Source organism: Fibrivirga algicola (assembly GCF_011742925.1).
Taxonomy (GTDB): Bacteria; Bacteroidota; Bacteroidia; order Cytophagales; family Spirosomataceae; genus Fibrella; species Fibrella algicola.
Genome location: NZ_WAEL01000006.1, coordinates 298,496 through 311,034 on the forward strand (window position 1 = coordinate 298,496; position 12,539 = coordinate 311,034).

The window sequence follows — 12,539 nt, forward strand, 5'->3', positions numbered from 1 at the left end:
ATCAGGAACGGGCTACCCATGTAAATAACGTCAGAAGCCGGCTTAGTTGTGTGCAGCAAAGTTCTGCTGGATGCTCAGGCCGATTTCGTCGATGTTGTAAGTCAGCGTATCGATCCGGCTCGTGAAGTACGAGTACATGATCGTGGCGATAGCAGCCGTACCGATACCGATAGCCGTGTTTACAAGGGCTTCAGAGATACCAGTCGACAGGGCACCTGTGTCAGGCTGTCCAGTTGCACCCATAGCGGCGAAGGCACGAATCATACCTAGTACCGTTCCGAGCAGAGCGATCAGGGTAGATACCGACGCCAGCGTAGCGATGATCGTCAGGTTCTTCTCCAGCATTGGCAGCTCCAGCGTGGTAGCTTCTTCTACTTCTTTCTGCAGAGCAACCAGTTTTTGCTCTTTGTTCAGTTGCGTGTCGGTAGCCAATTGCTGGTATTTCAGCAGGGCAGTTTTTACAACGTTACCGATTGAGCCTTTCTGCTTGTCGCACTCAGCAATGGCAGCTGAAACCTCATTCCGGTCAAGCTGGCTTTTTACTTTACGAACGAAGTCATCGATAGAGCCTGAACCGTTGGCACGGCCAATGGTGATGAAACGCTCAATTGAGAACACGAACACGCAAAGGAAGCAAGTGAACAGAATAGGTACGATAAAACCACCAGCGTATACGGTTCCGAAATAATCACCGGGCAGGGGCAATTTGGTGTTGTCTCCGTCCTGGAAGTGCTTACCATCACCGAAAATAAAATGGAAAACCAATTCAGCGATGATGAACAGGATCGGAATAACAAATACCGGGTTCAAACCACCTGACGATTTCTTCGGTGCGGCTGCCTTAGCGGGTGCGGGGGTTGCAGATTGTGTCTTCATTGAACTGTGTACTGTTGGGGTTGAATTGAAAGTTAGGTTTTGAACGTAAAAAAAGTGAAAATTTTACAACTGTGGCGTTTCGGGAAATAAAATTCCGATAAAGCCCACTAAACACGCTTACAAATCTACGTTTTTTCTGCCCATATACAGATACGCTTCTTTTGTAAAAAAATTATGAATTGTAATTTTCCTACTATTTCATTGGACAAAACCGCCGGGTAAGATCAACAATCTTTATACTTTATAGATTGAGTGTCAGCGCAGTGAATAAATGTAACTACCATAAAAAAAGTGTAGGTCTGATTGGACTTTTGGGGGAGCGCGTTCTTGCATACGTAAGACTGTTTATGCACATATGCTCTGTTATCTTTGATTTTCAATAGATGCAGGCAGCCTACTTTTTGCATAAAGAGGCGCTAAACTATGGTAACGGTAGCTTAGAGCAGTACGAGTTGATTATCTTGCGCCCACTATCCGTAGATGAATTCGTACCGGTTTATACTCGCACTTTGTGTGCTGTTAACTGCTTTTGCGGTTGCAAATGCACAGATTTCAGTACAGTTCCCAGTAAGTCGTTTCGTAACACAACGGGGGACCGATAACCAGGGTAAGATTTATATATCTGCTCTATTGACTGAGTCGGCTGATCGGGTGGAAGCACAATTAACGCCTTATGCACCTGGTCAGGGCGTAGCTACCGCCTGGCAAACGATCCAGACAAACGCTGCCGCCGGGATGGTAATAGGCTCGGTTACGGGCGCAGGTGGATGGTATGTACTAACAGTACGTAGTATTCGAAATGGCGTAACTGCAGCGCAGGAAACAGTACAGCCAGTGGGAATTGGCGAGGTCTTCATACTGGCAGGTCAGTCAAATGCACGTGGTTTCGGCATTGGTGACAATGACCTTGGTACTGCTACGGATCGCGTCAACTCGATAGACACAATTAATCACTATTACCCCGCTAACTTTCCTGCCTTACTTTCATCGGGCGATCCTATGCCATATCCGACCTACACGGCAATGACGGCCGGTAAACGGGTATTCCCAATGGGCGAAAGTTCGTGGGGCTGGGGTGAACTGGGTGATTATCTGGTTAACCGATTGAATGTACCGGTAACATTCTACAACGCAGGTTGGGATGCCTCTACCGTGGATAATTGGAATGATCCGGCGAAAGGTGTTCCAGCGTGCAATCTATTTTATTGTGTAGTTAATTGGCCCAACTTGCAGCCCTACACGAACCTCCGTCAGATCATGAGCTATTATGGTGCGACGGGAGGTTTTAGAGCCGTTTTGTGGCATCAGGGTGAGTCAGAAAACGTTCGTCCGTCTACCATCCCGCTCTATGCTGCCAGGCTCGACTCGCTAATTCGGAAGGTGAGGCAGGATTTTAACAATCGGTCAATGCCCTGGATGATTGCACGCGCCTCATTTACAGGACAGGTGACTAATTCGGATGTTATAGCGCAGCAACAACAGGTAATCAGCACGCGCAATTTTAATGTATTCGAAGGTCCATTCAACGACACGATTGTCAACAGACTTGGTGGTCAGGTAGATGTACACTTCAAGAATGCACTTCGTCCTACGCCACATCCAAGGTACTACCTCAATCCCAAGTCGATTCCGGCCGATATGGGCCTATCACGGTTTGCCCGTAACTGGAATGCCAGCTTGACGGATGCTTTTTTTCGTAACGCATCACCCATATTACCTGTGCAATTTGCGGCTACGGGCGAAGTGTTGTCTGTAGCCGGTAAAGCATTTGCGCCAGGTGACAGTATTAGGGTGGCTTTCCTTCAGTCAGGTACGTTCAATAACGGAAACCGATGGACGGTGCAAGTTTTGGATGCTCAAGGTCGGTTTCGAGCCACTATTGGTCAGGGAAATGCATCGCCCATTCGTGTACGTTGGCCCGATTCTCTCACTGTAGGTACGTATAGAGTACGGGTTGTGTCAACAAGTCCGGTAGTTGCCGGAGCACCTACCCCTATATTAACGGTTCGCGCTAAAGCTGACTTGGTACTTAGCAGTGCTGCCTCTCGTCGTGCTCTGGTAGCCCAAGACACCACAACTATATACCTCACCATTACAAATAGCAGTACCGTAAACGCTACGGGGATCAGCTGGCAGTGTCGGTTGCCCCTGAATGTGAGTGCTATCGCTGTGTCGGGTGGAGTTACTGTGTCTACTACGCTGGTATCGGCCACGGTGTCTTCTTTACTGGCTGGGCAGCAGGTAACGCAGGCTTTCCGTGTGAGGCCAACCGTAGACGGAACGTACCTATTGGCAGCAGAGATCGTGCAGAGTGATAACGCTGACTCAGATAGCCAGCCCGCTTCCGGAACAGGCGATGGACAAGATGACGCTACTCAGCTAGACCTGCGGGTTGGTACTGGTTCAGGTACATATGCATCGCCTAATCCAAATCAAACGCCATTGCCCATTGTGCAGAGTAATCAGCCTGCACCTGTTCCCAATCTGGCTGATCTAAGCCTGCAGCTGGTTGTGAGTTCACGAACGCCTAAATTGAATGAGCTGGTAACCTATACACTAATTGTTGCCAACGCTGGTGGGGCAACAGCTAGCGATATAAACGCAACTGCCTATCTGCCCGCCGGGGTTCAGTTTGTCGATAGCAACACTATGGCTCCGGGTGGGGGAGGGGTTACAGGAACCATATTGCAATTAGCGGCCAATTCGACTACTACCGTCACTTTTCGGGCCAGAGTGGTAGACCTTGGACAGAAGCAGACTTTAGCGCAAATACGGTTTGCCACTCCTGCTGATCCAGACAGTATCATGGGAAACGGTTACCCTGTATCAACCGGTGAGGACGACGAAGCGTCCGTTGACATGCGCGTTACCGAAGGGCAGTGATGAGTTGAAACCGATTGAACTGTTATTGACTGGGGGAGTTATGGTCCAACTGACGGCCCTGGAGACAAGGACATGTCGAACGTATAAACTCAACGTTTTATGAAAAAAAATGTCCTTCATTGGCTAGTTCTTTGCGGCTTCTGGTTACTATCGATTACAGCGATGGCACAGGAGTCCTACTTCAACGTACCAGAATCGGATGTGGCCAAGACACACAAACTAAATGTTCAACAGCAGTTTGTTATTCAAAGCTACTACCGCTCGCTGACGACAATTGACTACGGACTTGGAAAGGACTGGGAAATTGGCGCAAACCTACTGAACCTGGATTACTACCCTACCCAAAAGCACATCTTACGCAATGACTCGACAAGCGACCAGGCGTACTCGCCATTGTTGACACTGAACGCTCAAAAAATCTTCAAATTACCTCATGAGTTTCACATTGGTATTGGCGGACAGGCTGGGTATAATCTTACGCCTGATAAAGCTCAGCGGCGATTTGTTGGTTACGCGTATGTCAACCTGAACAAGACTTTTTACAAAGATCATTATAAGCTGACTACTGGTGCCTATACTGGGCATGTCAGATACCTTGGCAATGGGCGACAGATTGGCTTCCAGACGGGCTTCGAAGCTGGTATTTTTTACCAGAAATTGCATGTACTTGGTGACTGGATTTCAGGCCAAAATGATGTAGGACAACTCGTAGTAGGCATAAGTATCTTTTTGTCAAAGAATATGCCTTTATCGATTGGATGGCAACGTGCAAACCAGGATGGTGCGTCGGCAATAGTAGTACAGCTGACTTTTGAACCCGATTGATTACCTGCGCCGTCTACTGTACTTTACGCTATATTGCCAGTATTTTGACCTAAGCCAATTACTATGAGCGGTAACCTACTTCTTAAGATTAGTATAGTAAGTTTATTCTGTTGCGTAACGAGTGTACCTGCCAACGCCCAGAAACAGCAAGGGGATTGGCAAATTGTGGCGCAAAACATTAATGCTGCCAATTATTATGGTATCACTGTAGCTAACGGAATGATTGGACTGGTGTCATCACCTGAGCCAATGAAGGTGAAGGATGTAGTGCTAAATGGCGCATTTGATACTTACGGCCGGGGGCGGGTGTCAAATATTCTGAAGGTGTTCAACTTCGCCAATATGAACCTCGATGTCGACGGGCAACGGATCGACCAGCGCACGATTGCCAATTACCGGCAAATGCTCGACATGCAAAATGCGGCCCTGACAACAACGTTCGACTTCAAAGATAAAGTCAGCGTTAAACAAACCGTGCTGGCTCTGAGACACCTCCCTTTCTCGGCCCTAACACAAGTGGAGATTACAGCAAAGAAAGACTGCGAAATCATTCCAATGTCGGTGCTCGAATCACCGGAGAACTTAAAGGAGGTAAAGAATTTTTATTCGGAAATTGACCGCCCTCATGTAACCATTCGTTTATTGACGTCGGTTGCAAAAAGCCCTACCGGACGGCATACCGTTGCCGCTTCAACATCATTCCTATTCGACGAGCCCCACGGTCAGGAGCCCGATGTCATTCATGAAGATTGGGACTATAACATGCACCTGGCTAAGTTTAAAAAGCAGCTAAAGGCAGGGCAGACGTATAAGTTTAGCGTGGTTGGCTCCGTATCATCAACGGCTCATACTGCCGATCCGCATAACGAAGCCGAGCGCCTGACCATCTTTGCTGCGTTGGAACGTACCCAGCGTCTACTTAGCCGTCACCATACTGAATGGGAAAAGCTTTGGCAATCAGATATTATAATCGAGGGTGATCCGGATGCCCAGCGGGCAGTTCGGCAAGCGTTGTATCATCTGTACTCATTTGCACGCGAAGGGACCGCCTACAGTCTGTCGCCTATGGGGCTATCAGGACTGGGCTACAATGGACATGTTTTCTGGGATACTGAACTCTGGATGTACCCGCCGTTGGTGACCCTTAAACCCGAGCTTGCTAAATCATTGCTTGAGTACCGCTATGAACGTATGGCTATGGCGCGGCAGAATGCGTTTAGTCATGGCTATACAGGGGTTATGTTTCCCTGGGAATCAGACGCTGATGGGCAGGAAGCAACACCTGTTTGGGCGCTTACGGGTCCGTTTCAACACCATATCACCGGGTGCGTGGGCTGGTCATTCTGGACGTACTATCAGGTGACAAAAGATAAAGAGTGGCTACGTACCCGGGGGTATCCGATGCTGAAAGAGGTGGCCGACTTTTGGGTAAGCCGAGTAGAAAAGGGCCCTGATGGGCAATACCACATTAACAATGTGATCGGCTCAAATGAATGGCAGGAAAACATCGACGATAATGCTTTTACAAACGGTATGGTAAAGACCGTGTTGCCAATGGTAACAAAAGCGGCGCGAGAATTGGGTATTGAACCTAACCCGCAATGGAACGCAATAGCTGCCGCCATTCCTATTCTGACGTTTCCAGACGGAACAACCAAAGAAAATCGGACATACGATGGCGTAATGATAAAACAGGCTGATGCAAATTTGCTGGCATTTCCACTCAAGATTGTAACAGATGAGGCCAAAATACGTAAGGACTTAGCCTACTACACACCCCGCTATTCTCCTGATGGCCCTGCAATGGGTTGGTCTGTTCTATCTACACTGTATACAAGGATGGGAGACCCCGAGAAAGGATATGATTGGTTTGTAAGGAGCTACAAGCCTAATGAGGTGCCTCCATTTGGTGTATTGTCTGAAACAGCGGGAGGTACCAACCCTTATTTCGCTACTGGAGCTGGGGGAATGCTACAGGCAGTTATCAACGGATTTGGCGGCGTAGATATTACCGATGCAGGTATTGGACAGCTACAAGGACGGCTACCCAAAAAATGGAAGTCGCTGACGATAAAAGGCGTTGGGATAGAGCGTAAAACAATTACTGTAAAGTAGTTATGATACTGTCAGCTGCACACTACCCCTAGTGCAGCTGACAGTATCATAACTATTTCCATTGGATGTCGAGCGCACTATCTGATTTGGCAAACACAGCACTTTCCGATTCGGTGGCTTTCTTGCTTAATGCCGAATAAATTAGCTTGATGGCCTGCTCTATTCGCTTCCAGCCTTCTTCACTGCGTAGATTTATACCAGCCATAGTGCGGTTGTTATCGGCTAGCAGTGTCAAATAAGACATAGCACCGATAGTAACGGCGGATATAGCTTGGTTGTCTACATCCGTCACGAACGAAAATTGACCAATTAGCCGCGAAATCTCTTCGTCTTGCGCCTGGCTGGCAATATCTGCAACGGGGTCACTATCAATGGTATTTGCTTTTAATAATTCACGACTTGCCTTATTATTTCTGAATTGCCGGAATAATTGAGTCAACTGCTTATGCCATAGGCGGCTTAATTCCTCTTCACTGCTAGGGCGGAGTTGCTCTAATACCGAATCCGTGAAGTTAGGGTATAACCGACCCATCTTTATGTAGTAGCTGATTAATCCCTCAAGGCCACCAAAATAACGGTAAATCAATACTTTGCTGACCCCCGCCCGTTCTGCAACACGATTTACACCTACAGCCTGTAATCCTCTTTCTGCCAGTACCTCCTCAAACGCATCAATGATCCGTTGCGTAGTCTTAGCGCGATTTCTTCGTACTTTTTCCATATTAGTGAGGCTTAGAAGCTGATATTTTGTATCTCAGACGTACCATTTTTAATAAGGTCACTATTAGTCAACATTAAATACGTTATACTACTCAAATGTAATGTCAATCAGGAGTTTGTAAATTTGTGTGTATTAGCTAGTACCTTATATACCAGTTTAAAATTCAACCTTAAGTAAACTAGAATATTTTAAAAGTATATTTATGGGATATTGCTGCTATAGATAAACGTACAAGGCCTCATGCAGTAGAGAAGAAATTGTCAGGAAAATGGAATTCTGACCGAGATGTGGGAACGCCGTAACTTCCGATCGGCATAAGGTAAGGGTATCGAGATTATAACCGAAGTGCTTTTTTCCTGTTCACTTTGCCATTGAATATTTCCCAGAAGTATAGCTACCCGCGATTCAATATTACCAATGCCCAGCCCTTGCCGTACACGATCGTAACTAAACCCTTGGCCGTTATCAGCGTAGGTCAAATAAATGCGATCTTCCCGGTACCGGCACGTAATATCTATGCGTGTAGCATTGGCATGTTTCAACGTGTTGTTAATTAGCTCCTGCACTATGCGGTATAGCATAATCTCGGTGTCAGTAGGCAGCCGCGTCAGGCTAGTGTCTAAACTTACATGAGCCTCGATAGCGCCGGTTGCATTAATTCGGTCAAGTAACTCTTCGAGAGCAGTTCCAAAGCCGTATTGTTCCAGGGTGCGGGGATTCAGTTCGCGAAGTAAATCACGTACATCGCTAATGGTATCATTGATTAGCATATTGATTGCATTGCGGAGTGTTCGGGGCGCTTCTTCATCGCCCGCAAAGCGTGCTATTTGTGATGTATATAGCTTCAGTGTAGCCAATCGGGTACCAATCTCGTCGTGTAGGTCGCGGGCAATATCTCGTTTTACCTGCTCCTGTACATCAAACGCCAGACGAAGTTGCTCGGCCTGCTTGTCGCGGATTTGCCATTCGCGCCTACGTACCCAAAATAAAATCAGACCGCTTAGGGCAATGATTACCAAGCCAACAAATGGAATGGTTCGCCAAAAAGGCGGGTTGATTTGAATAGCTAGACGGTGGATATGGTAACTCCAGCGCCCATCCTTATTAGCTGTTCTCACCTCCAGTATATAATTGCCCGGTGGCACGTTGGCATAGCGAACGTAATTCTTTTCGCCCGCCTGTACCCAATCACTATCATAATTACTGAGTTTGTAGGAGTACCTGTTTCGCGTGTTGCTCAAGTAATCAATAGCAGCAAATTCGAGTGAGAAGGTGTTTTGCGAATAATTTAGTTTTAAGGCTTCTTCATTGAGTACGGCATCTGTAGCATAAGGCTCATCGTTTACTCGAAGGTTATACAAATGCACTGCCGGGTTTGTATGGGTGCTACGGTAAAGATCAGGTTGACAACTGTTGAATCCATTCACCCCACCAAAAAGCAACGTACCGTTTTGGGTTTGAAGTAATGCGTTCCCGTTATATTCAAGGCCTTGAAGCCCATCTGCTAAACCAAAGTTTTTGATCTGTTTGGTTGACACATCAAACCTGGTGATACCTCGGTTGGTGCTCATCCAGAGGTTATTATGTCTATCGGGTAAAACACCGTATATGAACGAGTTCGCCAATCCATCCCGCTCGGTATAGAGTTGAATTTTGCCAGTTCTAGGGTCAAGTGCAGCCAATCCACGATCGGTAGAAAGCCAAACCAGTTTACGGGCGATATCATTGTAAATATGTAGAACCGTATAGCCAACTAAGCCAGTTATTACTGGTTTCCAGGGAGCAGCGGACCCGTCGGGAGGAAGCTGAAAGCACGTGAACCCGTTTAAGTAAGTACCCACCCATAAGCGGCGTGTAGTCGGTTCCCAATTGAATGAAAATAAATTCTGATTGGCGAATTCGGGTCGTTTCTGCCATTGGCGGGTGGCAAGACTCAGTTGAAAAATACCCTCCTCGGAAGTCGCCAACATGGTATCTGCGCTAATGGCTACTAAGTCGCGTGCAAAATTTTCGGCAACTTCTGCTTGCTTGGTTGCGGCTTTGGGAAACGTCAATAATTCAAACGATTCATCACGCGGATGAAACAGATAGGCGCCACCGATTGTACCAACCCACATACGCTTGTACGGATCAACGTACAAACGTTTGATGAGGTTGTGCATGGGTAAATTACTTCGTGGCCGGGTAGTGAGATAGTGACGGAGTACACGCCATGAAGATTGTTCCAGGACATTGATACCCGACTCCGTTCCGACCCAAATAGGTGGTTTGGAAAGTGCTTTGTCAGCTGGTGTTGTAGCAAACTCGGCAAATCCCCGGATAGTGTAGCTGGTTAATTGGGTAGATGCATTGCCCTGGCTAGCTTGAAAACTTTTTGATAGCCCGCCAAACGAAAATAATTCGGGAACAAGCTTTACTACGCCGTTGGGATCGATGTTGGCCCATATTATTCCTTGATTGTCAACAAAAATTTTATTGATCTCATACTGGCTGATTGTCTGGGTAGTATTTGGTGGGCTTTCAACGGCACCAAACAGGCGCGCACGCTTATCAAAGTAAAAAATACCCTGTTGCTGAGTTCCAATCCAGATTCGACCTTGTGGATCTTCGGCCAGACTATAGATGGGACCAAGGTCGTTGTTCCCTACCCGATTGTAGGTGTGGGCTATACCGGCTTTATAATCAAAACGAATGAGTCCGTTTGCGGTACCAACCCAGGCGATATTTTCGGTGTCGATATGGAATGAGAAAACTGTCTCGGTCCTGCCAAACGTATTTTCTGGCTTATTGCTGAAGTAATAGTAACGCTTTCGTTCGGCTAGATTGTATCGAAGTAAACCCGTAGACGTGTGAAGCCATACGTCACCTGCCGGAGTACGTATGGTTGAGCTTTGCATATCATATTCCTGCTTTGGTTTCAGCGCAGAATGAATAATATGCTTGGTTCTTGACCGGATATCTACAGAAACAAGGCCTTCATCGTCGCTGAGATAGAGTAATTCTTTTTCGTTAGCAAAGAAGGGAAGTGTTCGAGAGGGTACGGGCCGTTTGCCAGGTTTGGGGAGGGCCGTATAGAAGCAGGTAAACGAATTTTTCCAGCGGTCGTACCGGTTAAGTCCTTCTTCGGTACCCACCCAGATCGTACCCTGTTTGTCTTCGACAATTCCAAATATGTTGACGCCACGAATGCTTCCAGGTTGGTTATCGTCGGGACGGTAAGTCAAAAATCGGTGGCCGTCATAGCAGTTTAGGCCATCTTGAGTGCCAAACCACATAAACCCACGCGAATCTTTGAGCATGAAGTAGACAGACCCCTGCGTGAGTCCATTATCTACGCCGATATGATCAACTCGAAACCGGACAGAAGGTAGTAGAGGCTCAGCGAAAGTATGGCCATAAAGCGTCAACAGCCCACAGCAGACCGTAGCCCACCATCGTGTTGTACACGTAGCTACTCTTCTCATCGCTCAGGTCTTTAACCTACTGTTACTGAACCGAATTATACGAAAAAATAACTACACTAAATGTATGCTTATAAGCATTTTTTTGCAGTTTGAGATATATTACTTAGCTGTAAATCTGAATAAAGTGCAACTAAAAGCCCCCAAGTAGGGGGCTTTAGAATTAAATCCAATAAAAGACAAATGCGCGTGGCAGGGTAAACGGTTGATCATGAATCAACTGCCTCGCCAGTAGTTTTTAGGGCCGTATAGTGCTTATAGAAATAAGGAATCGTTTCGATGCCTTTGTAAAAGTTGAATAGCCCATAGCTTTCATTGGGTGAATGCAGTGCATCGGCGTCAAGGCCAAAGCCCATTAGAATACTTTTGATACCCAGTTCCTTTTCAAACAGGGCGACAATAGGAATGCTACCACCACCACGGGTAGGAATTGGCTTTTTACCCCACGCTTCTTCAAAAGCCCGACTTGCTGCTTCAAATTCAATTGAATCGGTGGGCGTTACGTAGGGAAAACCGCCGTGATGGGGCTTTACTTTTACCGTTACTGAAGCGGGAGCAATTGACTCGAAATGTGCGGCAAACAGGGCCGTGATCTCGTCGGGCGTTTGATTAGGCACCAGGCGCATGCTAATCTTGGCCGATGCTTTTGAAGGCAATACGGTCTTAGCGCCTTCGCCGGTGTAGCCTCCCCATATGCCGTTAACATCCAGCGTAGGGCGGATTGAGGTACGTTCGTTGGTTGAGAATCCCGCTTCGCCAAATACGTCGCCAATGCCCAGATCGCGCTTGTACTCGTCGAGATCAAACGGTGCTTTGGCCAACTCGGCTCGCTCAGCATCGGTGAGGTCAACCACCGGATCGTAAAAGCCGGGAATAGTGATACGGCCATCCGCGTCTTTCAATGAGGCAATCATTTGGCAGAGCACGTTGATTGGGTTATCGACCCCACCACCATATACGCCTGAATGCAGATCACGGTTAGGGCCGGTTACTTCCACTTCAACATACGACAGGCCGCGTAGCCCCGATTCCACCGAGGGTACGTCATTGCTGATAATGCTCGTGTCTGAGATTAAGATGACGTCAGCAGCAAGTTTCTGCCGGTTGGCCGTTACAAAATCACCCAGGTGGTCAGAGCCTACTTCCTCTTCGCCTTCAATCATTACTTTCACATTGCAGGGTAGGTTTCCGGTGGCCAGCATGGCTTCCAGCGCCTTTATGTGCATGTAAAACTGGCCTTTATCGTCGCAGGCACCCCGGGCGTAAATACGTTCGTTGCGGATGGTCGGCTCAAAGGGAGGGGTATCCCAAAGCTCATACGGATCAGCAGGCTGAACGTCGTAATGGCCATAGACCAATACCGTTGGCTTTGACGGATCAATGATTTTTTGAGCGAACACGATCGGGTGCCCTGCTGTGTCAATAAGTTCAGCATTGTCCAGACCCGCATCGCTCAGCCGGTCGCGAACGAACTCGGCCGCCCGACGAACATCATCTTTAAACTTAGAATCAGCTGAAACCGATGGAATCCGGATCAAATCGAACAGTTCGTCCAGGAATCGTTGCTTGTTTTCTGTTAGGTACGTAGCGAGCATAGTAGGTTGATGTTAGAAACTAGATACTAGACATTGAATAACGGACAAACTGCTACTGCCGCC

General features: G+C 47.4%; 7 protein-coding genes and 1 pseudogene. 3 read left to right on the forward strand and 5 right to left on the reverse strand.

Annotated elements, in window-relative coordinates:
- Nucleotides 1-42: 42 nt before the first annotated feature.
- A complete protein-coding gene (locus tag F7231_RS17535; protein WP_085411825.1) occupies nt 43-876 on the reverse strand; it encodes a MotA/TolQ/ExbB proton channel family protein in 834 nt (277 codons plus the stop codon).
- Nucleotides 877-1,527: 651 nt separating this feature from the next.
- Between F7231_RS17535 and F7231_RS17540 the strand changes: the two genes are divergently transcribed.
- The 3 genes from F7231_RS17540 (at nt 1,528) to F7231_RS17550 (ending at nt 6,699) form a co-directional block, all read left to right on the forward strand.
- Nucleotides 1,528-3,759 carry a sialate O-acetylesterase gene (locus F7231_RS17540; RefSeq protein ID WP_310589344.1) on the forward strand — a complete coding sequence of 744 codons (2,232 nt, stop codon included), beginning with the start codon at nt 1,528-1,530 and terminating at the stop codon, nt 3,757-3,759.
- Nucleotides 3,760-3,858: 99 nt separating this feature from the next.
- Nucleotides 3,859-4,584, forward strand: coding sequence for a hypothetical protein (locus tag F7231_RS17545; RefSeq protein WP_166692870.1), 726 nt, complete (start codon nt 3,859-3,861; stop codon nt 4,582-4,584).
- A gap of 63 nt (nt 4,585-4,647) precedes the next feature.
- Nucleotides 4,648-6,699, forward strand: coding sequence for a kojibiose hydrolase (locus tag F7231_RS17550; protein ID WP_166692871.1), 2,052 nt, complete (start codon nt 4,648-4,650; stop codon nt 6,697-6,699).
- A gap of 52 nt (nt 6,700-6,751) precedes the next feature.
- Here the strand turns inward: F7231_RS17550 and F7231_RS17555 are convergent, their stop codons facing one another.
- The 4 genes and pseudogenes from F7231_RS17555 to F7231_RS17565 all read right to left on the reverse strand — a co-directional run bounded on the left by F7231_RS17555 (nt 6,752) and on the right by F7231_RS17565 (nt 12,476).
- Nucleotides 6,752-7,420 (reverse strand): TetR/AcrR family transcriptional regulator, encoded by a 669-nt coding sequence (locus F7231_RS17555; RefSeq protein WP_085411829.1) that lies wholly within the window; start codon nt 7,418-7,420, stop codon nt 6,752-6,754.
- Between the two features lie 260 nt (nt 7,421-7,680).
- Nucleotides 7,681-9,582, reverse strand: coding sequence for a sensor histidine kinase (locus tag F7231_RS27460; protein ID WP_229370083.1), 1,902 nt, complete (start codon nt 9,580-9,582; stop codon nt 7,681-7,683).
- Between the two features lie 435 nt (nt 9,583-10,017).
- Nucleotides 10,018-10,884: pseudogene (locus F7231_RS27755) on the reverse strand (ligand-binding sensor domain-containing protein); the annotation flags it as partial.
- A gap of 206 nt (nt 10,885-11,090) precedes the next feature.
- Nucleotides 11,091-12,476: a dipeptidase gene (locus F7231_RS17565; protein WP_166692872.1), complete on the reverse strand. Its 1,386-nt coding sequence runs from the start codon at nt 12,474-12,476 to the stop codon at nt 11,091-11,093.
- Nucleotides 12,477-12,539 lie beyond the last annotated feature (63 nt).